At 34.8% G+C, this 25,409-nt stretch carries 17 protein-coding genes; all 17 read right to left on the minus strand.

What is annotated here, in order from left to right; genetic code table 11:
* Positions 1-36: 36 nt before the first annotated feature.
* Positions 37-624, minus strand: a complete 588-nt coding sequence (locus tag IWX80_RS03560; protein ID WP_196852190.1) for a cytochrome c oxidase subunit 3 — start codon at positions 622-624, stop codon at positions 37-39.
* 2 nt (positions 625-626) lie between these two features.
* Positions 627-1,529 (minus strand): heme o synthase, encoded by a 903-nt coding sequence (gene cyoE / locus IWX80_RS03565; protein WP_196852191.1) that lies wholly within the window; start codon positions 1,527-1,529, stop codon positions 627-629.
* Positions 1,530-1,634: 105 nt separating this feature from the next.
* Entirely contained in the window at positions 1,635-3,758 is a 2,124-nt protein-coding gene (locus IWX80_RS03570) for an energy transducer TonB (protein ID WP_196852938.1), read from the minus strand.
* Positions 3,759-3,777: 19 nt separating this feature from the next.
* The gene (gene deoC, locus IWX80_RS03575) at positions 3,778-4,521 is read right to left on the minus strand and encodes a deoxyribose-phosphate aldolase (protein WP_196852192.1); all 744 of its coding nucleotides are present in this window, start codon (positions 4,519-4,521) and stop codon (positions 3,778-3,780) included.
* 239 nt (positions 4,522-4,760) lie between these two features.
* Entirely contained in the window at positions 4,761-5,138 is a 378-nt protein-coding gene (locus IWX80_RS03580) for a VanZ family protein (RefSeq protein ID WP_196852193.1), read from the minus strand.
* On the minus strand, positions 5,131-5,511 hold the full coding sequence (gene gcvH / locus IWX80_RS03585; RefSeq protein ID WP_113634010.1) for a glycine cleavage system protein GcvH: 381 nt from the start codon (positions 5,509-5,511) through the stop codon (positions 5,131-5,133). Before gcvH ends, IWX80_RS03580 begins: the two co-directional genes overlap by 8 nt.
* 94 nt (positions 5,512-5,605) lie before the next feature.
* Positions 5,606-12,787: a T9SS outer membrane translocon Sov/SprA gene (gene sprA, locus IWX80_RS03590; protein WP_196852194.1), complete on the minus strand. Its 7,182-nt coding sequence runs from the start codon at positions 12,785-12,787 to the stop codon at positions 5,606-5,608.
* Between the two features lie 25 nt (positions 12,788-12,812).
* Positions 12,813-13,394: a Holliday junction branch migration protein RuvA gene (gene ruvA / locus IWX80_RS03595; RefSeq protein ID WP_113634012.1), complete on the minus strand. Its 582-nt coding sequence runs from the start codon at positions 13,392-13,394 to the stop codon at positions 12,813-12,815.
* An 89-nt stretch (positions 13,395-13,483) separates the two neighbouring features.
* Complete coding sequence (locus tag IWX80_RS03600) at positions 13,484-15,772, minus strand: NADP-dependent malic enzyme (RefSeq protein WP_113634013.1); 2,289 nt, start codon at positions 15,770-15,772, stop codon at positions 13,484-13,486.
* Between the two features lie 159 nt (positions 15,773-15,931).
* Positions 15,932-16,357 (minus strand): CBS domain-containing protein, encoded by a 426-nt coding sequence (locus IWX80_RS03605; protein ID WP_196852195.1) that lies wholly within the window; start codon positions 16,355-16,357, stop codon positions 15,932-15,934.
* 73 nt (positions 16,358-16,430) lie between these two features.
* Positions 16,431-18,296, minus strand: coding sequence for a trehalase family glycosidase (locus IWX80_RS03610; protein ID WP_196852196.1), 1,866 nt, complete (start codon positions 18,294-18,296; stop codon positions 16,431-16,433).
* Positions 18,293-19,507 (minus strand): MFS transporter, encoded by a 1,215-nt coding sequence (locus IWX80_RS03615; protein ID WP_196852197.1) that lies wholly within the window; start codon positions 19,505-19,507, stop codon positions 18,293-18,295. The genes IWX80_RS03610 and IWX80_RS03615 overlap by 4 nt, the downstream gene beginning before the upstream one ends.
* Positions 19,508-19,549: 42 nt before the next feature.
* On the minus strand, positions 19,550-20,488 hold the full coding sequence (locus tag IWX80_RS03620) for a carbohydrate kinase family protein (protein ID WP_196852198.1): 939 nt from the start codon (positions 20,486-20,488) through the stop codon (positions 19,550-19,552).
* The gene (locus IWX80_RS03625; protein WP_196852199.1) at positions 20,489-21,667 is read right to left on the minus strand and encodes a glycoside hydrolase 100 family protein; all 1,179 of its coding nucleotides are present in this window, start codon (positions 21,665-21,667) and stop codon (positions 20,489-20,491) included.
* A 1-nt stretch (position 21,668) separates the two neighbouring features.
* Positions 21,669-22,970, minus strand: coding sequence for an MFS transporter (locus tag IWX80_RS03630; protein WP_196852200.1), 1,302 nt, complete (start codon positions 22,968-22,970; stop codon positions 21,669-21,671).
* 136 nt (positions 22,971-23,106) lie between these two features.
* On the minus strand, positions 23,107-24,024 hold the full coding sequence (locus IWX80_RS03635) for a hypothetical protein (protein WP_196852201.1): 918 nt from the start codon (positions 24,022-24,024) through the stop codon (positions 23,107-23,109).
* A complete protein-coding gene (locus tag IWX80_RS03640) occupies positions 24,024-25,409 on the minus strand; it encodes a vanadium-dependent haloperoxidase (protein WP_442899819.1) in 1,386 nt (461 codons plus the stop codon). The genes IWX80_RS03635 and IWX80_RS03640 overlap by 1 nt, the downstream gene beginning before the upstream one ends.

The raw sequence follows: 25,409 nt of genomic DNA on the forward strand, positions 1-25,409 counted from the left end.
TATTCGTTAAAAAGTTCCCAAATTTACGTTTTTTTCTTATTTAAAGAAATATAAAAACAAAAACAAATAAACCCATAATAAGTCAAGAAAGTGCCAGTACATTGCACCAAGTTCAATTCCAAGGGTTTGAGATGAATTGTATTTTTGTTTAAAATGATTATAAATTATAATTAGTAGTGAAATCACCCCACCAGCAAGGTGAATCAAGTGCACAACAGTAACAACGTATAAAAAAGTAGTGGTTATTGAGCTTCCGCTTCCGGTGAAATAATATCCGTTTTCCACTATTTGTCCAAATCCTACGAACTGTAAAATTACAAACAATATTCCGAGAACTAAGGTGCTCAAAAGAAAAATTGTTGTTTTACTTTGATCGTTTTTTTGAATAGACTTTTTTGCCAAATGAAACGTTACACTGCATGCTATAATCGCTACAGTACTATAGTAAAATGCCGGTGGTAACTGAAAATCTTTCAACCAGTCGGCTCTGGATTTACTTACTACAAAAGCACTCGTAAGTCCTGCGAACATCATGGTCATACTCACCATTGCAAACAACAAAATCAATTTATATGATCTTGCGGTTCTCGATTTTTGTTCGGCTGCTGTCATTGTCATTTCCATAACTATCTTAAAAATTTATCAAATATATAAACTAACTGTAATAATGTAATATAAGAAACACTTACTAACATTAAGGTACGGGCAGCTTTTGCTGTTCTCAACTTATACAATCGTACGGCGTAAAATAACATCCATAGTCCCAACAAAAATACAACAACAGCTGCAATAGGCGTCATATACAAACGACCTGTGTAACCCAAAACAGGTAAAAGCGAGGCTAAAATCAACCAAACTGTGTATAAAATAATCTGCAAGGCTGTTCCTTTATCTTTTTTACCTGTAGGCAACATAAAGAAACCTGCTTTTTCATAATCTTCATACAAAAACCATCCAATGGCCCAAAAATGTGGAAATTGCCAAAAAAACTGAATTAAAAATAAAGTTCCTGCTTCAATTCCAAATTCGCCTGTAGCGGCAACCCAACCCAACATAAAAGGAATTGCTCCCGGAAAAGCTCCAACAAAAACAGATAATGAGGTCATGGTTTTCAAAGGAGTATAAACGCTTGTATACAAAAATATAGAAATAGCACCAAACATTGCCGTTTTAGGATTGATCGTGTACAACAAAGCAATTCCAACAATTGTCAAAAGACTTGCAATAATCAAAGCCGTAGCTTGCGACATCCTACCAGCCGGCACGGGACGGTTTTTAGTTCTATCCATCAAAGCATCCAAGTCTTTTTCGATCACTTGATTAAAAGCATTTGATGCTCCAACCATGCAATATCCACCTACAGCTAACTTTAATAAAACCATCCAATCCAATGAATGCAAATCATAAATTCCAAGCATAAATCCCGCAATCGACGAAAAAACAACACTAATTGCTAAACGTGCTTTGGTGATCTCGCGGAAATCAATGTAAACAGATTTTAATGAAAAGGGACTTTGTGTTGCGTTCAATGCTAAAGATTATTTGCTTTGTGAAAACTTTTGCAAAAGTAGGCTATCAAAAGGGATTTGACAAAAAACAATTCATAAAAAGATTATTAATCAGTAAAATAAAGATTAATAATCAAAATACCAATTAAAGATATCCGCTCTTAATCCTAAAGTTAACCAATTTGTGCTCTGACTGAAAGTAGTTGCCGTATTTTTAGTTGGATCAAAACTCCTGTAAATATAACTTCCAAAGAGTTTTAGATTCGTTGCCGGATTCACTAAATAGCCTCCTTGAAAATCAGCAATAAAAACAGCGGTTTTGTTTCCCTGACCCACTTTTACACCACTGTCAAACGGTCTGTTTTCATCGTAATCTTTATAAATATTTCCACCGTAATTAAAATTATCTTCCGTAGTATCAAAATCCAACCCCCGAGTTCCCATAGTAATTTTTGCGTCAGCAAAATATCTGCCTTTATGATATCGGGCAATGGCAATTAATTCTTTGAAATTTCCACCCCATTGATGTCCTATACTTTGGTTATTATGCCCGTAATTAGTAATAGGCATGCTATGCGAATAAACATAAGGACGTACATGATTATACTCCAATTGCAACAATAAATTATCAATTTTGAAAGCATTGTAATATTTCGCACCCAATTGGTATCCGTATTTATTTTTCCAACTATTATCCCCTTCTTTGATATCTCCAAGAGAAAATTCATCCAGAATAAACTGTCCGTAAAAGTTAATTTGATTGCTCCATTTGTATTTGTAGGTCAACCCTAGAATTGCATTTCCGCTTCTGGCCGAAGATGCAAATTCAACCGAACGATAAAATATTATAGGATTCACAAAGCTCACATCGAATCCTCTATCATTCGTATTAGTCCAAATCACGGATTCAAAAAAACCAAGATTTAATTTATTCGAAACATTCCAACTCAAATAATGGTTTGCCATAAACTTAGTTGCATACGTACGTTCTAATGTAACCTCTGGACGAACATCTTTGAGCCACATGTAGGTATTTGTGTATTTTATTTTCCAAAAATTAGTATTCAATTTAAAATAAGGATATGGGCTGGCACCATCACTTTCTAATAAAGATCGGTATCCATCCCCAATAAAATTTCTTCCGTAACCCAACTGTAAATCGATATGTTTACTTGGCGTAAAAGTCAAATTGGCTTCGGCCGAAGGAAAATCATACGCATCGGTTTTGAAATCTTTTGCAATACCAATTCCAGGAATAATTGCGGGATTTCCTCCAGCTGGCCTGATAGATTCAGCATAATTATTGTAATAATCTGCAAAACGTCCTTGACTTTCAAAAACAGTAGTAGTAAAATTCAACGTTTTACCCAAACCACCGCGAAAATTGATTCCACGCGTATTAATATAAGTATACGATACATCACTTTTTGAAGCTTTCCCAACTTGCAAATCAAGAATAGGATTCAGTGTAAACCAGTAATCCTCGCCCTGAATTTCAACCATGTTTTCATTCCATAACTTTCTTGCCCACCAACTGGAAGCAGTCTTTTTCAGCTTCGCATTCACTGCTTTCAGGTCATAATATTTAGACACTTCGGCATAGGTGTATGGTTTTGAAGCGGTATGATTGTTACTTCCCATTTGGTTTAACGAAGCATCAAATTGCGCATAATAGCTATGTGAAAATGGGATATTCAAATGACTTTCAAACTCCGGGCTATTAAATTTTTTATAAATAATACTATCCAGTTCGGTTAACTTTTTGGTGTTGTTTGGAATAATATCGGCTTGCGCCAAAGTTGTAGCAGCCACTTCTTCCCTACTTTTTAATGGAATCGAAATCGTCATGGTAAACTTAGCATACGTTGGCTTTCCATTGTATGTCGAGGGTTGAATTTTTGGGAATTTACCAAAAACTCTTTTTGTTTCTTCAATCAATTTTTCCTCCGAGGCATCTACATAAATTACTTTGAAAACACCGTTGCTGTCAACTTCAAAAAGCACTTTTACATTTCCTTCAAAATTACTTAATGTCAAATTCTCCGGAATTTCAAAATTCGCAAAAACAAAATCCTGTACCTGATTATAAAAACAGGTTTCTAAAGCATTCGATTGTAAGTTCACGCAATCCGAAAAAACTGGAAAACGCTCCGCTGAGTTGCCGGACTGTACCGTAACACTTTTGATTTCTTGAGCAGAAATAGTAAAGGAATTTAATAGTAAAAATAATCCCAACAACCTTTTGTTCATGCTTATTTTCTTTTTGAATTTAATATTCATTATTTGAATTTTGACCATTCGCTATCATTTTTGCGCCGGAAGTTCCTATTCTTTTCACGCCCAATTCAATCATCGCTACAGCTTCCTCGTATGTTCTCACTCCACCAGCAGCTTTTACCGGAAGTGGCGAGGCATTTTCAAGCATCATCATTATGGCCGGAATAGTGGCGCCATTAGGTAAGTTATTTTCGGTTTTATAAAATCCCGTAGACGATTTTACAAAAACCTTTGGAAACAGCTCTTGTTCAAAATTAGAAACGATTACATTTTTTATCAAACTTGACAATTGGATAATTTCTTTTTCGGTGAGTGCAGCTACTTCAATAATCCATTTTACAACTTTATTATGAGCCAGACCTAATTGGGTACATTTTAAGATTTCTTCTTTAACCAAATCTATTTCTCCATTTTTAAAAGCTTGGTAATTGCATACAAAATCTAAATCATCCGCACCATCTTTTATCGCAAGAATTGCCTCTTGAAGTTTATCTTCTAGTGAAGATGTTCCTTCGGGAAAATCAATTACAGTTCCTATTTGCACTAACGAATTCGCTTCCGTAATCATCTTTTTAGCCAAAGAAACCATTTCTGGACGAATCATTATAAGTTTAAAATGCTCCTCGATAGCTTCCTGAATAAATCCCTGAGCCACAAGGATATTTTTTTCTTCACTGATTCCAGCTTGCTCTGCAGTTTTTAAATAAGTGGAATCTAAATATTGCTTAATATTCATAGCGTTTCTGATTTCTTGATGATAACGAATTCGAACTCACAAAAATACATTTTATCTGCACATAAGTTTCATATAAGATTCTTCTATTTGTATTTTTTTTAAACTCAAAACTACTATTTCTTGGCATTTTTAAAATAGAGCTTGACAAACAACTTCCTGAACAGATAATTTCTGACTTTTACGGAAACCTATAAAACAAAAAAATCCCACCGAAGTGGGACTCAATTTATTTTTGAAATTTATCTGAGCTTTGTGTTTAAACCAAATAAAAGAACCATTGCGACTGTTAAAATTGCTCCAGACAGATTTGCTAAAACATCAAACACTTCTGCATGACGGGTTGTTGTAAATAATTCCTGAGCTATTTCGATTCCTATTCCAAAAAAAACAGAAAAAAGAAACGAAGCAATCAAAGGCATGAAACTATTCGGATTATTTGCTCGGCTTTTTAAAAACAAGAAACAAAAGAATGTAAGGACAAAATGAAAAAAGGCATGTACCAACTTATCTAAATTGGATACAGTTCCCATTGGAACATTATTCAATTGTACCAGACAGAAAAAAGCAATTGTTCCTGCCCACAGCAAAGCAGCCCAAAAATAGAGCTGTTTACGCACCTATTAATTCTTTGTATGATTCGCTTGAAAGCAATCCATCAACTTCAGCCATATTAGCTATTTTCACCTTGATCATCCATCCAGCTCCATAAGGATCTGCATTTACACTTTCCGGAGTATTCTCTAAAGCGTCATTGAAAGCAATGATTTCTCCTGCTATAGGAAGAAACAAATCTGAAACCGTTTTAACCGCTTCAACTGTTCCAAAAACCTCATCTTTTTCTAACGTTTGATCTAAAGTTTCTACCTCAACATAAACGATATCTCCTAATTCTTTTTGAGCAAAATCAGTGATTCCTACTGTTGCGATATCGCCCTCAATACTAATCCATTCGTGATCTTTTGTGTACTTTAAATTTGCTGGTATGTTCATCTAAATTGTTATTGATAATTATTAATTGATAATTGAAATTTTCTGTGACAAATGTAACAATCTTCTATTCAAATCTGCTTTAGATTTTGAAAAATTAATTTCCAAAATTATAACGAAGCGTAAATCCGGAACGAATATTCGTCAATGGAAAAGAAGTCGAAATTACCGCTTTCGAAAAAGCATGATCGTAATAAAAAATGGCCGTCAGATTTTTGCTGAATGCGTAATCCGCCGTTAATTTTATGGACCAAATATTTTGTCCGCCTGCCAATTGATTGTTGTCATAATCTAAATAACGTACAATGGTCTGGTTGTTTCGATACGATAAATCTCCTTTCAAATTGATGTCGCTTTTTATAATTCCAGTTGGATTGTCCGCCAATCTTGAAGAGAAAATCACATCTTTAAAGCGGTACCCCAATCCTACTACATATTCAATTCCTTTTACCTCGGTCAATAAATTATTATCAAAACTCATTGATAAAGCTCTGTCTTTTTTAATTTCAGTCAGTACTTTTAATGAACTTTTTAATTCAAAATCCATTCTTAAAAGCGGACTGAATTGCTCTACCAAGTTGATATTAGACATAATCGTCTGGTTGAAAAAATTACCGCTTGCATCAACCCCATTTGGTTCATTATCATATTCAAAATTCGATCTGAATGCATTTATAGTGTACGAAGCGCGATAATTGTGTTGCAAAGAGAAGCGTTTGAAATTCTTCTTGAACATTTCATAACGCATCAAACCATTATATTTTACAGCCCAGTTTGGTATTGGAAAACTTCTGAAAATTCCGAGTGAAACATTTGATGCATCGCCTCCGGAATAAGCTGCTAAAAAGGCCGGCAACAAAACCGCTTGATTATTTTTTCCATATCCTAACGGAAATCCTTCAGCATCGATATTGACAGGATTATTGATATCAATTCCTCTTTCTGTGGCTAAACGGTTTGCTACCGTAAGTCGATTCATTCTGAAATCATCAAAAGCCTCTGATGAAATTTCATTACTGGTAGAAAATGATGTTTTAATTAAAACAGCTGATATAGAGAAAATTCCTGTGCTATATGGTGATCTCGGATTGTAAACGCCATCAGTCACATCGTATTGTTCCGAAGAATTTTCAGAAAAAGCCCTGTCTAAAGTCAAATCAATCTTTAAATCTGGGAACAAATCTACATTGGCTGTAGCCTTAAATAATTTATTAGTTACTTGAGCGAAATTTTGGTTAAAATCTGGATAATTAGTCAACCAACCATTTTTAGCAGCGTCATAACGAACATCATCTTGACTTCCAAAAATAAATCCTAATGAAGGTCTTGAAGATCCCAGGAATCCAACACCCGGTGTATAACCAGGTAAAATTGTACCGCTGTTGTGGGTATAATTCATTTGAATATTCTTTACGCTGGTCAAAACTCCAATCAAACCATCAACAAATGCATTGTTTTTTGGAATTTGATTCGCATTAGTATTCACTATTTTTTCACCCGGTTTTGGCGCTGCCGCTTTAGGTTTTGGTGCTGTTTTGTTCGTGTTTTTTGTCACTCCCAAATATTTATACAACATTTCCATATTGAATGTAGCATTCAAATTATTGGAACTCGCATTCTGGATTGTATTCCCTAAATTATAATCTTGCCCGTCAATTTGAATTTGTGACAACGCATTAGAAGTTCGCTGCCAGCTATAGTCTCCAGTATAGGAATAATTTGCTTTAACGAAACTGAATAATGGTATTTTATTAATTGGTATTTCGTAATTCACAACTAATTGTTGCATGTGCTGGTTAGAATCCCCAATATCCCAATAACTATCCCAAATAGTAAAACTGTCAATAGGCTCATTATCTTCATTCAAATAGTTTTTTACGATATTGCTTGAAGAAGCCGTATAATTTAATTTCAACGATTTTGTCAGATTATAATTGAATCCATATTGATAATTAAAAGCAAAGTTTCTACGGTACAATGGGTCAATCCCAATTCCTTCCACTTCCACTTGTCTAAATTGCTGACGGTTGTACTGTCTATTAATATTGGTATTAAACGAAATATTAGCAGGCAAATAATTAAAATTGAAATCGCTTAGGAGTTTCCAATAATTACTTTTTTTCAAGAATTTGGTCTTCTTGAAAGGCTCTACAGACTTAGGCTGAAAACTGTACGCATAATCAAAAGATGAATTTGCCTGCTGATCTACGTAGTCCTCGATTTCAAAATCATGTCTTTCTACTTCATTAAAAGACTGAGAAAACGTAAAGTTTTCCGGGTCATAAACACGTTGCTTTTGCTCCGGCTGGCGTTCTTTTCTCACTCCGATAAAGTTGATACTTTTACGTTTTGTATAATCAACCGCTCTGCTGGTAATATTGTCTTTTTTATTTTGATCAGCAGTATTATCAAGCAACTGTTTTAATTTGATATCTTGATTGAAAGGATCGTATTCAGGAGTTATAGTTTCCTCACCAATAGCGTAATTGAACGGCAAATTGACACCCCATTTTTGAGGCAATAATTTTCCAAGATTTAAATTAGTCACAATACTATATTGCTCGGTATCTTCTCGACTTCTTTCATTTGGGCCTTGTTCCAATGCTCCAAAACCGATGGTGCTTTTTCTTCCCGAAGCTGAAATCGTGGCAAAATCAGCTAAGTTGGAATCTACATTCAACACCGCAGCCATTCCGCCTTGGTTGTCCATATCTGCCAAACGAAGTTCATTGAACCAAACTTCTCCTTTTATATCGTTACGAAGATCACTATTTTTCACACCTACCATAAGCGTACGCACTAATCCAAAGTTAGGATTTCCTTTTATCCCTAACTTCAATGAACTGCTTCCGTCACCATCTGGTTTACTAGGATCCGAATCTGGATAATAAATCCCGTCCAATGGCAGCGTGGTTGGATCAACACCCATTGCTAAAATCTTCAATTTAGTCAGTAATGCCAAAGACAAATCAATTTCATTCTCTTCTGGCCAAACCGCTTCTGCACTCAACGGACCGCAATCAGCATTTGAAGCAGAAGAAGCAACAGTTACTTTTAAAGGAATCTCAACTTGATAGAAATTTTGGGTAAAGTCATTTCCAAAACGAATAAATCCAACCATTTGATTGTCTTGAAGTGCAATTTCGCCAGTTAAAGATTCCGCGTGTAAAAACATTTTCAATTTCTTGAATTGACGCATATCAATACTCACATTTTTAAAAACTGCTCTTGAATCTTCCGGCTCTAATCCGTCTCCGGAAACTCTTAATGCCAATGATTGCTCATTTTGATTGATTACCGTATTATTATTGAATAATTGCTCTCTTTGTACACCTGGAGGAGTAATATAATTTACCGGACATCTTTCATTATTTTCCTGAACGTTGACTGCCAAAACATCTAAATTAGTATTGTCATCTAAAATATTTGTATCATTAAAATCAAGCGTATTAGTATACCTTCTCCATTCGCCACGAACTAAATCCAAGGCTCCAAAACGCATTGTAACTTCCTCATTAAAACCCGTCATAAACATTCTCATAAAACGTATGGATCTGAAATCAGAAATGTTTCCAATCGTGTTTTCAGGCTGAGAAACTGGAATTTTAAATTGCAACCATCTGGCCTCGGTAGTCGATCCATCTGGCAGAGTCACTTGTGTATTTCTGATGTCGGTAATATAATTTTGTCCAACATTCATTCCTGGTTGCACATCAATACTGTACTCATAATAAGCATTGATTGTATTCATTGTATTGTCTCTGTTTATATCTTCAACATCAGGAACTGTTGATGAACCTCTATTTGGATCAGTAATATCCACCGCTGAGTTACCATCGGTACCATTATAATTTTTATACCGTTCCAAAATCCCTCCATCTGTGTTCAGATAAAAAGTGTAATCATCTGCTGCTGGATCCAATTCCGAAGCGAAATTTGTGTAAACTGCTCCTTCATTGTCATTAGCTAAACCATCCAGACCAATATCTTGATTCTTTCTATTATCAGCATTAGTATCAAAAGCATAAATCAAGGATTGCGAAGCAGGAACATCTCCCCATAATGGTCTTGGGTTAACCAAAATCTGATCTGGTCCAAGTCCATTTTCATATTGCTTCCTTCCGTCTTTCAAAACATCTTCTGAAATTTCCCCTAAATTGAAATAGATTTTACCTGTATTTGATTGCGGAGACTGACCATTTCCAACATAAGGATCTAAAACCCAAAACTGAATATACTCCACATTTCCTTGCTCGAAATTTGTGGAATTCAGCGATCGCATAATTCCACCAAAGTTATCCGCCGGGTTTGAAGCTCCATTTGGATTATTATTATACGGTCCTCGATCCGATGGATAATAACTTAAATCCAATGTATTTATAACTTGTGATTGTCCTTGCGCAATATCTGTCAAAGGATACAATTCCTCGCTGAAAATTCTTCTGGTTTTATTGAACGACAAGTCTTCATTTGAAATCCCGGCCGGTTTTTGTGTATAAAAAACAGGATCAATAGAATACCACGCTAATTTGGCTCTTTTGAATCCATAACTCAAATCATTTGCATTTGCATTAAAATCATACGTACTTGTTGCGTTACGTTCCGGAGTGGATGCTAAACTCCAAGAATATGGTGAACGCATATCAATGGTAGATTGAGAACCCTCAAAATCATCTACATAAATAGTGGATTCTCCCTGAAACTGATCAGCTTTCGGCGAATCTGGTTTCAAAAATGCAATTTCACCTCGTACTGAAAGATTCGAAGGTACATCGGTATCAATATTTGGTAATTTGTTGACCAATCGCGTCAAGAAAGGAACTTCGGTAGAGAAGTTAGTATTGAATCCAAAAATAGTATTATTAACGGATTCTTGTCCAAAGCTTGATTTTTGTGTAAAAGGTCTTTCGGACATTTTTAAGAATGTACCACCAACTACGAAGTTATCAGAAATTTTATGTTCTACATTTAACCCCATGAATCTTCTGGTTTGCTGACCAAAAACCGAATTGTTTTCTAACGAAACTTCAATTGGTGTATTTGAGGCTTGTAAGGATGGATCCAAAATTTGAACGCGGCCTAACTGATAATTGACACTATAATCAATCCCTTCTACTAAAACTCTTCCCGCTGCCGTAACAACCACAGAACCTTGCGGAACATTGAATGCGCCAATAGGAATCCCGTCACTACCTGTTGATTTATATTTCCCTCTTAATAAAAATTTATTTTTTTCACTATCCTGCAAAGCGCCCGATTGTGTATTTCGATACATGCTGCGAAACACATATTTCTTCTGATTTTCATTATAAGAACTAACGACATTATAATTTTCGGCAGAACCTGCATTAGATAATTTAGAAAACAACAATTCTCCAAAAGGCTCTTTGGTGGTAAAAATTATTCTTCCATTTTGAGCATCTATTGTCAAGCCCGGCATAAAATCAAAAAAACCATCACCACCAGTTTGAGGGTCGTTATTGTAATTCAACTTATCTAAGTTGAAAACTTTCAACAAAGGCGTTTCAGCAACTTTATTTTCTTCGTTTTCCTTAGGTGTTTTTAATGGATCTGGTCCGGGAAATGGAACTGGATTTCCAGCAGCATCTTTTGCTTCAGTTATATAATTTAAAGGAGAAGGATCTGTGTAAAGTATATTAAATCTAAAATCTTCTTGTTTCAATTGATAGCCACCTTGAATCTGATAGATGTTTTTCATCATCAGGTTCCAAACCGGATTTTTAACATTGGTCAAATTGCTTTTCAGCATTTTTAATACCAAACTTTGCGAAATAATGGCTTGATTGGACGGACTGTTTCCTGTAACCACAGTTGCATCTACGCCATCGTTACCAAATTCCCCAACTTGGTACACTTGATCACCAATCGTATATTGGTACGCTACTGCTAAAACCTCATCATTTGCCAATCGTTGTTGCAATGAAATATATCCTAATTGCGGATTGAACGTATACTCGTTTGGATTCAGTTTTCTCGCATTTTCTAGTTTAGAGTAATCCTGACCTTCGCTTACCGTTGTATTAAACCCAGAATTTGAAGTAACAATTTCCCGAATATTAGCGTTAAGCAATCCTGTTCCTGTAAGTATTTGAGCGGGATCATAATCATTATTGGAGTTGTCTGTAGGAGAATCTAAAGGATTGTTAAAAATTCCTGTTGAAGGATCTAAAACAACCACTTCATTATCAGGAATACCGGATAATTGGCCTTCTCCTAAATCCTGAAGCGCAATAATATTTCTTAGGTTATTATTAGTTGTAGTTACTCGGTTTTGCTTGTTTGTAACCCAGATTTCGATTCTGGAAATTTGGACTCTACTATCAATAAAAGGATAATTTGCGAGTGATTTATCGTAACGATTTCTGAAATATTGGGATAAGAAGAAGTGTCGGTCACTATCATAATCCAAAGCAAACATTTCAAAATCCTCGATTGTTCCTCCGCCTTGCGCAATCAGACTTTTAGTTTGTGATTTTTGTTCCGAAAAAACTCCTGTAATTGTTGTTTTTCCAAATTGCAGTTGGGTTTTCACACCAAATAAACTCTGAGCACCCCGAATCAAAGAACTGTTCAACGGCATGCTGACATTTCCCACTTCTATTTTTTGAATGATATCATCTTCAGTAGGAGCGTAATCTAATTTGATTAAATTTTGAAAAGCAAATGTAGACTGCGTATCGTAATTAGCATTCACATTAAGTCGTGTTCCAACTTTCCCCATCAAACTCATACTGATTCTTTGATCAAAATCGAAAGAAAGATTGGATCGATTTCTTGGCGAAAAAGATGGATTATCTTGTTTCGTGTACCGCATTCCCAAATCCATTTCAATAGAACCGGTGGGTTTCACATCAATTGTATTACTACCAAAAATGGATTCAAAAAGCCCTGATTTTATGTAATATCTAGGTAACAAATCTCTTTTCGCGAGTTCGCTTCCTTCTTTTTTACCGTCAATCGCGTCTACTTTTTGCTTGAAATAATCACGCATGGATTCTTTCAAAACAAGACTTTCGTATTCTTTTGGAGTTAAAATAATAGGATAATTAATCGAAAATCCATCGACGGAATTAGTATAAACGTACCGATCCGTAACGGGATCATACGTGTAAGCAGAAAGAATACTCTGAGGGTTTTTTAGTTGAAGTTTCCCAATAGAAAATCCAGTTTTAACGGTATCCTGAGCCTCCTGTTTCACTTGGGCCTGCGACACAAAACCACAAAATAAAACAAGCAAAAAAATACAAATTTTATGCATACAACTCGTGTTTCTTGAATACCTTTTAAAGGTTTTTTAAAGCTTTTTTGATAATTGTTTCCACAGAAGCATCCGGATCTTCTTTAACAATTTTTTCTATGATTTTTTCAGAAGTTTTTCGTACAAATCCTAAAACTTCCAAAGCTGATAACGCTTCATCTCGATTTGTATTGCTTTGTGACATAGAAACTTCGTCTAAATCATACAATTTTAATACTTTTTCTTTCAAATCCAGTATTACTCTTTGTGCTGTTTTACTTCCTATACCTTTAATGGACTGAATTGTAACTACATCCGCAGATGCTATTGCATTGGTAATTTGTTTTGGATCTAATGAAGAAAGCATCGTCCGAGCTATACTAGCTCCTATTCCAGAAACGGACAATAAGAGTCTGAAAATCTCTCTTTCTGACTTTTCCATAAAACCAAAAAGTGTATGCGCATCCTCCTTTATTTGAAGATGCGTATACACTTTTATGAAATCTGTACTTGGAAGCAAAGAATACGTATGTAAAGAAATATTAACATGGTAGCCAACGCCTCCACAATCAATAATTATTTGTGTTGGTGATTTTTCTACTAGTTTACCTTGTAAATGTGCTATCATGAAGTCTTAATATATTTCCAAATATAACAAAATTAGCATACGATTAAATTAAATTTAAAATTTTAACTATGCTTCTCGTCTACAGACTATTAAACTTGTTTAACTTTTTTCATTTCTTTTTCCTGAGCATCAATCACAGCAATTGCCGCCATATTGACCATTTCCTCAACGCTGGCACCTAATTGAAATATGTGAACTGGTTTTCCCATTCCTAACATGATAGGCCCAATAGAATCCACTTTATTCAATTCTTTCAACAGTTTATAGGTAATATTCGCTGATTCCAGATTTGGAAAAATCAACGTGTTTACTTTTTTACCGGCTAGTTTAGAAAAAGGAAACTTAGCTTTCAACATTTCTGGATTCAAGGCGAAATCCGCTTGAATTTCTCCATCAATAATCATATCAGGATGATTTTTATGCAAATAAGAAACTGCTTCTCTTACTTTGTTTGCGCTTTCGCTTGTTGAAGATCCAAAATTAGAAAATGAGATCATTGCTATAACCGGTTCTACTCCAAACATTTTGGCCGTTTTAGCTGTCATGATTGCAATTTTAGCTAAATCGTCAGCTGATGGATTAATATTTATAGCGGTATCCGATAAAAACATTGGCCCACGAGCCGTCATCATCATGTTAGTAGTAGCTACAATAGAAGCTCCCGGCGCTTTGTCAATAAGCTGTAACATTGGTTTAACCACTGAAGGATAACTTCTGGAATGCCCTGTTACCAGTGCATCTGCTTCTCCTTCATTGACCATCATTGCTGCAAAATAGTTTCTTTCACGCATTAACTTCTGCGCATCCAAAAACGAAATACCTCGTCTTTGTCTTGATGACCAGTATGTATTGGCAAACTTATTTCTTCTAGCTTCTTCCTCGTCAATTTTAGGATCTATGATTTGAACATCTGCATCAAAACCAATTTCTTCTTTTAATTCTAAAATAATTTCTTTGTTCCCTAATAAAATTGGAAAACCGATACCTTCTTCCCATACAATTTGAGCTGCTTTAAGAACATCTAAATGATCTGCTTCAGCAAAAACTATTCTTTTTGGATCCATTTTTGCTCTGTTTGCAATCAGACGAACCATTTTATTATCATTCCCTAAGCGATCTAATAATTCTTCTTCGTACTTTTTCCAATCAGTAATAGGATTCAATGCCACACCAGAATCCATTGCAGCTTTTGCAACAGCAGGCGCAACAATCGTTATTAATCTTGGATCAAATGGTTTTGGGATGATATATTCTCTACCAAAATTTAATTTTGTAGCTCCATAAGCAACATTCACTTGTTCTGGAACCGACTCTTTAGTCAATAAAGCCAAAGCTTTGACAGCAGCCATCTTCATGGCTTCATTAATTTTGGTAGCACGAACATCTAGTGCTCCTCTAAAAATATAAGGAAATCCAAGAACGTTATTCACCTGATTAGGAAAATCAGAACGTCCTGTTGCCATAATAACATCTTTACGAGTTGCAATTGCCAAATTATAATCTATTTCCGGATCAGGATTTGCCATTGCAAAAACGATAGGATTATCAGCCATTCCAAGCAGCATTTGTGGAGACATAATTCCTCCTGTGGAAAGGCCTAAAAAGATATCCGCACCAACTAATGCTTCTTCTAAATTCATAGAAGGTATATCTTTTGCATACTTTAACTGTAATTCTGATAATTTAGGATTGTCTTTTGTCAATAATCCTTTGCTATTAAACATGAAAATATTCTCAATTTTCACTCCTAATAAAACATATAAATCGGCACAAGCCAAAGCAGCAGAACCTGCTCCCGAAACGACCATTTTTACATCTTCTGCTTTTTTATCCGCTAATTCTAAAGCATTCAACAATGCTGCAGATGATATAATGGCTGTTCCATGCTGATCATCGTGCATCACAGGAATATTTAACTCTTCGACTAATCTTCTTTCAATTTCAAAAGATTCCGGAGCTTTAATATCCTCCAAGTTTATACCACCAAAAGTTGGTGCTATATTTTTAACCGTCTGGATGAATTCTTCAATATCTTTAGTTCCAATTTCGATATCAAACACATCAATATCAGCAAAAATTTTAAACAATAATCCTTTACCTTCCATTACTGGTTTTGATGCTTCCGGACCTATGTCTCCCAATCCTAAAACTGCAGTTCCATTAGTGATTACTGCAACTAAATTTCCTTTAGCGGTATATTTATAAACGTTGTTTACATCTTTTGCAATTTCTAAACACGGCTCAGCTACACCAGGAGAATACGCCAAAGACAAATCTCTTTGTGTTGCATATTTTTTAGTGGGAACTACTTGAATTTTACCAGGAGTTGGCTTTGCGTGGTATAATAATGCTTCTCTTCTTTTGCTATTCTTTTCCATTGTTTTTAGATTTTATTCTAGCGTACAAAGATAGGGGTCTAGATTTAAAAAAAGAGGACTTTTCCCCCATTCTTTTGTATAAAAACAAGCCTACTTGGATTCCAAAAAAAAAGCTGCAATAACTGCAGCTTTCTATAAGTATCATTATTTTGATTCTTTTTATTGGGTTATGTAAGAATTTAAATGTTGAATAGTATCTTTTTGCATCTCGATAATGGCTTTTACGACATCACTTATTGAGATGATTCCAATTACAATTTCATTCTCTAAAACAGGCAAATGACGAACTCTTTTGGTACTCATCAATTCCATGCAATATTCTAAATTATCGGACGGACTTACCGTAACCACATCTGTCTCCATAATTTCATGAACAAATGCTTTCTTTGAAGATTTTGCTTTCAAAACAATTTTTCTAGCATAATCTCTTTCAGATAAAACTCCTTTCAAAACGGTATCTTCAATGATAAGAATTGCTCCGATGTTTTTTTCGCTCATCACTGTCAATGCTTCGTATACAGTGTTAGTGGAAAGTATGGAATAAACTTCCTTTCCTTTAGTGCTTAAAATTTGATTAACTGTCATAATTGATTCATTTAATGAATTATAAAGTTAAAAAAAATATGCATTCAAACAACAAAAAACATTTTTTTAACCTCTAAAATATATCATCGGGAGAAACCAACTCTCCTAATTTCTGCTTCAATTCGTCGTTCAAAATTTGTAATCCATACTGATACGACGCATTCACCCAGCCAAAACCTTCCTTTGCGATGTAATCAAATTCAGTTCCTACATTTCCATATTCGGCAAAAACTTTATGGGAACTGATTTCCAAATCAAATTTTTCCGGAATCGTTCCATTATAATCCACCGCATTTCTGGTAATTAACCACAACCATCGGTACACCATTTCTTGTGCTTTATCTAAATAATTGTAGTTGATTAATCCTTCCCAAAGCAACATTTGATGCGGCGCCCAACCAAAAGGATAATCCCATTGTCGCTGCGGCGCTTCTTTTGGAGCATTAGCAATACTCGCCTGTGTACTTCCCGTAATTCCTCCAGTTTTCACAAATTGTGGTAACGCTACCTCTACTAATTTTTTAGCTTGATGTTCATCACACAACCCAGCCCACAAAGGAAAAAATGTTGTTGCAGCTTCAAACGGAAACTGCTTATGGTTCACAAAATCATAATCGAAATACATACTTGCTTCCTCGTTCCAACACAATTCATTCATTTTATCTTTACGGAAAAGCGCTTTTTGTTCCCATTCTTCGGAAGTATAAACGATATCGCCAACTTGACAAGCGTTCCCGAAATAGGCTTTAATTAGATAAGCGACGTCTTTTTCGTATTTATAAAGAAAACTGTTGACATCTACTGAATTCAAATTGGCACACGTATTAATCAATCGGTTGGTGGTGTCATGCCCACTTTCCCTCATGCTTCTGTCATGTACAAAATACATATCCAGTTCCTCATCGACAATCATTCTTTGTAAATATTGTTTTTCAAACTCCCGAATAGGTAAATTATATTTTTTAGCATACGGTTCTAAAACATCATCAAAATGTCCAGGTTCCACTTCAAATGGCATTCCAATTCCGTCCGCTTTGTAGCGATTTAAACCTGTTGGTGTCAATCGATTTCCTTGAACCATCCAAACGGTGTTATATTCCAAAATGACCGTTTCCAGATGAGATCTCAACCAATCTAAACTTGGCGTTTTCTTTTTTGCAATTTCGATAATCAAAGAAGAATATAAAGGCGGTTGGGTTCGTGTCAAATAATAACTTCTATTTGCATTTAGGATTTTTCCGTAGTGAATAATTTGATATTTAAAATTTTCAGCAATCGCAATTGCTTTGTCTATTTGTCCGTCAATAAGCAATCCAACACCAATAAAATAGCTGTCCCAACCATACATTTCATTAAATCTTCCACCGGGAACCACAAAAGGAACGCCTTGCAGACTGTATATTTTTTGTTCCAAAGCCAAGGCCAGAATTCCCGGTTTTTCATTTAAAGTTTCCACATATTCCACCGAATAATTTTCAGGAAGAATTTCAACTTTAAAATTTGGCAATTCTTGTTCTAATGCTTGAAAATAAGTAACTCCCTGTTTGTCTTTGGCAGCAACATAAAGCGTTGCCACATCACTAGAGGTTTTTTCATCTTCAATAATTTGTGTCAATCCTTTTTTATCAATGGTACGAGTTAGTTCGTTCCAATAATCTTCTTTGATTTTTCTTGAAATTCGCTGTACTGGATTCTCTTGAATGCGACTCAAATCCACTTCGCCCAATGCTGAATTCGTTTCCTTAAGCTGCGCTAATTCCTGTAATAAATTAGACAAATGATACGTGCCGACAATTGCTTCTTCTTGTTTAGTAGTTTCGTCAACCAAAACAAATTTTTTAGGCCCATTATCATCTTTCGTGATTTTTTTATCTTGGTCAGTATCCTCTTGAATCAATAGTTCCTGGAATACTTTATCTATGTTGAGTAGGAATTTCATTGTTTAGCGGTAAGTTTTTTTAGAATAAAGAAAGAAACAAGCAATAACGACATTGGTATTAAAGTATAATAAAATGCATTTTCCGGACCTTCGTTTTTAAACAAATAACCAATAACCCTAGAGCCCAAAGTACCTCCAAGTGCTGAGAAAACTACAATTAAACCAGTCATTGAACTATGCAGTTTTTTAGGTAAAGCACTTAAAACCACCGAATTTAAAAGAGGATAAATAGGCGCAATAAAAAGCCCTACCAATGGAAAAGCAAATCCTATCAAAGGAATATCACCAAGCGAATTGATTTCTTTGACATCTAATCCAACCGTTTTAGGAAGTACAAAAATCACAATAAGCATCGCTGCTACGATACAAAAACTAAGTACCCAAATCCAATTGACTCTTTTAGTAATTACACCTGCTACAAGTCTTCCTACAGCTAATGAAATAGCCAAAATACTTGCCATCATAATGCTTATATTCTCCGGAAGATGTAACACTTTACTATTAAAAGTTGGCAGCCAAGACATGATTCCCTGTTCAATCATTACAAACAAGAATGCACTGATTACAAAAACTATGGTTAATAGTTTTGCAAATAATTTGAACATTTGTTTAAAGTCATCAACTAAATCTACGCCAGGAATATCCGTTTGATTTTCGAATTTAGTAAAAAATAAAAAACTAAAAGAGACTAACGAAATCGCAGCCAGTAACCAATATACATTCAACCAAGCATCTGGATTCGCATCTGAATTAAAAGCGGGAAACAGGAAATACGCTAATGCAATTCCTATCATAAATACGCCTTCAATGCTACTCATCAAACTATTGTGTTCCTGCTGATTTTCGGTTATGGTTCCAATAAGTGAATACACAGATACTTTTATCAACGCAAAAGAAACACCAACGGTAGCAAAAAGCAATTTTGCCGTTCCAAAAGAATTACCAAAATACATACTAATACAAGCTACAGAAACCAGAGCTAAACCAATAAGCATGGCTCTTTTATATCCTATTCTAGGTAAAAAAGAAGCGATCAAAAACGAAACTATGGCAATGGGTAAATCTTTGAAAGCCTCCAAAACACTAGCTTGCAATTCATCTACACCATAATTTTTTTGCGCCTTTAATATCACAATTCCTACGCTGTTTAGCAGAATCGCAAATACAAAGTAATTGAGATACATGGCAATTTTAACCGTACTTTTTTTCATTTTTTACCTATTATTTGAGTTGAATTATTATTTTACTTTGAATTATAAATCGGTATTTAAATATTCCTGAATATCTATTCCTTCTGGCAATCTGCCTACATTCTGAAGTTTCAATACTGCCAGTTTCTGTGCAATAGTTATCGTTTCTTCAAAGTTTTTATTCAATAATTGTGCGTATAAAAAACCCGTCCAAAAAGCGTCTCCTGCTCCTGTTGTATCTTTGATATCTTCCACAGGCAATGCCTTTTGATGAAACATTCCATAATCAACATTCGACAAAACCACGCCGTCTTTTCCTTTTGTCAAGCAAATGGTTGAAGCTCCTAAACCATGAAAATAGTCAAAAATAAAATCTTCGGTTTTTGCTTCCGCAAAAAGGCGGTAACAATCATCTTCGCTTAATTTCACCAAGGGATTTGTTGATAAATAATCCCTCAAAACCTCTTTCGCCTCTTCCCGATCAGGCCAAATTCTTTCCGAAAAATTAATATCAATACTCGTTTGCAATCCTAATGATTTCGCGCGTTTGGCGCTTTCAACAATAGTTGTCCGAGCAGGATTTTTGCTTAGAGCAAAACAAGTAGTATGAAAAATTTTAGCACTTTCCAGTAAATCATTCGGTATTTGACTTTGCTCAATCTGACAATCTGCTTCTCGGTACGGAATAAAATCTGGCGTACTAGTCGATTTTGAAACAAATATCACAGACGTCGGATGAGTTTCTGATTTTCTAATTTGTGACGTAATCACATGATTTGCCTTTAACTTCCTAACAATATATTCGCCCAAACCATCTTCTCCACAGGTGGCTACTAATACTGATTTCAAACCCAAACGCGTCGCATTTACAGCAACATTTGTTGGTGAACCTCCCAAAAAGCGATGGTAATCTTTGGTTCTATTTATAGACGTATTCATTTCGTGACCAATAAAATCAATCAAAACTTCGCCTGCACATATTATGTCTATTGTCTTTTCCAATTAAACTAAGAATTTAAAATTTGTATGTAAACTTTGGTTTAGAAGCACCGTTGCTGCACCACTCCAAGCACAAAAAGGAACTCCGTTTGGAGCTTTAGTTTCACTATTGAAATTTTCGTAGAAACTGAAATCTTCAATCGCGTTCACTTCATTTATAGCTGTTAAAAGCTCATTTGCTTCCTTGTTTTTTCTTTTCGAAAGCAATGCCAATCCATAAAATCCATTGACCATTGACCAACTTCCACCGTTATGAAACTCATTTGGATAATTCCTAAACTCATATTTGCAATTGTTTTTAAGCAAATTCCAGTCTAAGTCAGTTTCTTTTATTGGTGGCCAAAAAGCAGGCAACAGCTGCAATTTCATTTCGTTTTTGAGTGCAATTGAATACTCTAAAATTGTATTTTGAAAACTTTCGGAACCAATGTTTAAATACAAAGCGAGCGAATTTGCAAAAGCATCAAACTGTGTTTTATAGCCCGCCGGTGAAAAAGAACACGGCATGTATTTTTGAAAATTCAATTCGTTGTAAGCTCTTTCGTGGTATTTCTCACCAACTGAATTTGGTGTAAAATTAATTTCTAATTGCCTTGTTATTGTTTCAATTTTTGCAGCGATCAAATCGTCATGCGCAAAATGATTGTAACTTTTTAAAGCCCAAATTCGGAGTAATTGATCATACAATACATAACCATCAGTGATGTATTCATCCGCCCAATTTCCTGATAATGGAACATATAAAAGCCCTTTATTGTTAAATTCCCAAGCCTCCAAAAGCGCAAAACACTTTTCAATTTCAGCATCGTATTTTGCCACAAAGGTGATGTCTTTTGTATAATACGCATATTGACAAATCCCGATTACAAACCAAGTCACCGCATCTACTCTTCCTGCCAATCCGCCATAACTAACCTCAACTTGATCTCCATGTGTCATTACATTCGATGGAATAGTCCCGTTTTGATGTTGGTTAGTAGCTAACGTTTCTAATGTTTTACGGAATGTTTCGATTAATTTTTCTTCTCCCGAAGCCAAAGCCGCTAATCCACAAATCACACCATCCCGAGCCCAGACTCTTTTGTAGTTAGAAATGTTTTGGGCACTAGCCAGAAATCCTTCTGATGAAGATACTTTATCAAGCAACTCAATTGCTTTTGTATAATTTAAATCACTTTTCATATTATTCTGTTGCAACTTTTTTAGTTTTAATCAAAAGGGTACAAAAAGCACTAATTAGCAATAAAACTCCGGCAAAAGTAATTGCTTGACGAGAATCGTTATCTAAAAAGTTTTTTAAAATGTAACCAAACGACAAGTTTTGGATAATCATTGGGATAACAATCATCATATTTATAATTCCCATATAAACTCCGTATCTTTCTTTAGGAACTACAGCAACAACCATCAAATAAGGAATACCCATCATACTTGCCCAAGCAATTCCATATCCAATAATTACCGCAAAAAATACATATTGATTTTGTACCATTGGAAACCACAAAAAAGAAACGGCTCCTAATAACAGGCACCCAAAATGAATCATTTTAGCACCGTGTTTTTTGGCTAATTTTGCCAGATAAAAAGCTACTGAAAATGTAACTATAAACCCAAAAGCGCCGATTAAACCATTCCATTCTACCGCTTTTTCGTAGCCCATTACATTCTTTGGAGTTACATTCCATACGGACAAAGCAATACTTTTGGAATTGTTTTGCCAATAGCACATCATGGCATACCACTGAAAAAGGTACACCAGAAACAGTTGCCACATCACTGTTGGCATTTCTAAAACAGCTTGATAAATATCGATAAAAGGTGAAAAAATCTTTAATGGTTCTGCTTTTAAAATGGCTATTTCTTCTGCCGTTGGTGGGATTTCTTTTGTTTTACTCATACTCCACCAAATGGAAGTTACGGAAAGGACCGCTCCTAAAAAGAAAGAAGCATAAATCCAAGTAGGCAACGATCCGGTGTATCCTACAAAAACAATTGGAAACAGAAAAAGAGAAATATAAGCGAGAAATTGCCCGAAACCTGTAAAGAAACTCTGTGCCTGAAAACCTGTTGGTTGCTGCTCTTCGTCTAATGTATCCGCAATAAAAGCGCGATACGGCTCCATAGCAGTATTGTTTCCAATATCTAAAATCCAAAGTAAACCAGCGGCCATCCATAAAGAACTGCTAAATGGGAATAGAAATAAAGCGATACTACAAATTATGGCTCCAATAAAAAAGTAGGGTTTCCGTCTTCCCCATCTTGGATGCCACGTTTTATCACTCATCGCACCAATAATAGGCTGAATCAATAAGCCGGTTAAAGGTCCCGCAAGATTCAGTATAGGAATTTGATCTGGACTTGCATGTAAAAAATCATAAATAGGATTTACGGCACTTTGTTGTAAACCAAAACTGTACTGTATTCCAAAAAAACCAACATTCATATTAATTATCTGCCAAAAGCTCAATTTTACTTTTAAATTCATTCTACGTGGTTAATTTGTTAATTTTTTCTAAAATTAATTTTAAAATTGCCAATTAAAAACAGAATAAAAACAAAAACGTTTTCGGAAGACCCGAAAACGTTTTCGATAAATTTAAATTACATAAATAATCTGCTCTTTATTTAGAAGCAAATGGAATAATTATTTTAGTTTCCCATTGCAGCTCTTCCCCCCCATTGAAAGGATTTGATAGGAAATGTTCCAGTACTTTATTTTCCAATTTAAGATTGTGCTTTTTTGCATAATCCATCAAGGCAAACCAAGCTCTGTCCGAAGTTCTGAAATTGCCGTAATAAGTAGCTTTCAATCCTTTAACAACTGGTAGGGTTTTGAATTTAACAACATCATTTAGAATGTTGTTTGTAGGTTTTTCAACTGGAAAACAATAATTAAAATCTATTGTCTCTTTATCAAGATCCCATTTTAAAATTTCTAAGTAGGGCCTTCCTATTATTTTTATTTGATTTTCGAAGAGAAAACCAGTAATAAGAGCATCATTAGCAATCATATATCGTGCTTTTTCCTGTAAAACACTTTTCAAATTAATATAAGCCACAAATGTTTCTTCTGACTCACCTTCTCCATCAATTCTGACTTTAAAATTTTTCAAGTGTTCGCTCAAACCTTTCTTAAAATCAGTTATTTTTTTGATTTGTTCTTGCTTGAATTCAGTATTAAAGAAAGGTGCCGTTACTTTATTGTACCAACTATGATTCAAATCCTTGATACCAACATTCACTTTTGTAACCGAATCATTGATAGAAGTAATGTCCCAAGTATAGTGCATTTGAACCTCTTTTTTGGTCATTTCTTGTTTAATAAAGTCAAAATTTCTTTTTTCTAAAATCACATACTTTTCAGAATCCTTTAAATCCTGAGCATTTGACCACTCCTGAATTCCTTGAAAAACAGTTCCTGTAGCTGCATTTACTTTGAACGAAATACTGTAATCAGTCTTCTTTATGAATAAATACCAAATTAAAAACAAGGATAAAAAAGCACTACAAGCTATTATAATTTTCTTTCTGACTGTCATTATTTTTTAATCATCTTTAATTTATTATTAACATAACCTCCAATATTGTTGCCTTGTACAATACCATTTTCAATAGCGGCTCTGTAATGAATACCACCATAAAGCCGGCTAATTGACGCCTCTGCGGCAGCTTGTTTAAATGATTTAAAAGATCTTTTAGGCAAACCAAAAGGAACTTCTGAATCATCAATATAACTAAAATTATCCCCAAAAATAGAGGTTAAAATAATTGCCGAACATGAAGAAACAACAGAATGTCCACTTACATATTCCGGAAAAGGAGGCGTTTGTAATTGTGGTCTCCAGTTTTCATCTATGTTTTGATTTATATACGTTTCAGGACGCACAACATTACTTCTATATTTTTCTTCCCAGCAACTAATGAAACTTTCAAAAATTCCAATTGATGTTATAGTGTAAGCAAAAACAGTAGTTTCAAAATCTGATTTCGATTTTTTTAAAGCAATTTTAGTAATGTTAATCCAATGCGCATCAGGTGTATTTTTCTTCTTTGCAAACATCATGTGTCCTTGTATGACTGTAGCATAGGGATTACAATCCCAAAAGGAAGCAATAGCTGATTCTTCAGGAATTGGTTTGCTTTGGTTTTTTTCTACTTCGATTAATTTTTCAGAAATCAAATTACCCACATCATACGTTTCTTTTGCTTCTTTGTAAAATGCAGAATTTTTATCAGTTGAGAATGGATGAGCTGGAATAGGCTTAAACTGAGATGCCGAATCCATAACTAAAGTTCTTATTTCTCCCCAATGGGGTTCCACGCCATCCATGTAAGATGGCGGAGTTGGCTGCCACCTTCCCGGTTGATCTGCATACACTGAAAATTTAGAAGAAGTTCGCGTTTCTTTGTAATTATCTTTCCCCATCCACATTTTGATTCTGTCTACCACTTTTAAGGCATATTCCTTAGACACATCAAATTCTTTTTGGTTTTCAGAACCCCATTTTTTATACAAACTATCTCGATATTTTTCTAATGCTTCTTCAGAAAAAATCAATTGTTTGCTTACTTCAATATGGGCAATAAGCGCTGCTAAATTTTTATTTACGCCACTTTTCGGGTCTAGTTTAGGAATAGAATCTAATCCTTTTAGCTGTCCTTGCAAACTCTCATATTTAGTGCTGTTTTGAGCCATAATTTCATAAGCAGCAACATTAGGATAAACATAAATTCTGCTGGCAACCGGAGGCGAAAATATATCATGGACCATAATTCCTGTTACAGTATCAACTGCTGCACAATAATCATCTGTTGTCACTTTAATAGGAGTATCTTTTTTACATGAAGTTAAAAAAAGCATTATAAGTCCTAAAAGGTATATTTTAGAATTCATCTTATTAGATTTAATTATTGAGTTTGTCAT

The sequence above is a fragment of the Flavobacterium sp. CAN_S2 genome (assembly GCF_015752255.1).
Lineage (GTDB): Bacteria > Bacteroidota > Bacteroidia > Flavobacteriales > Flavobacteriaceae > Flavobacterium.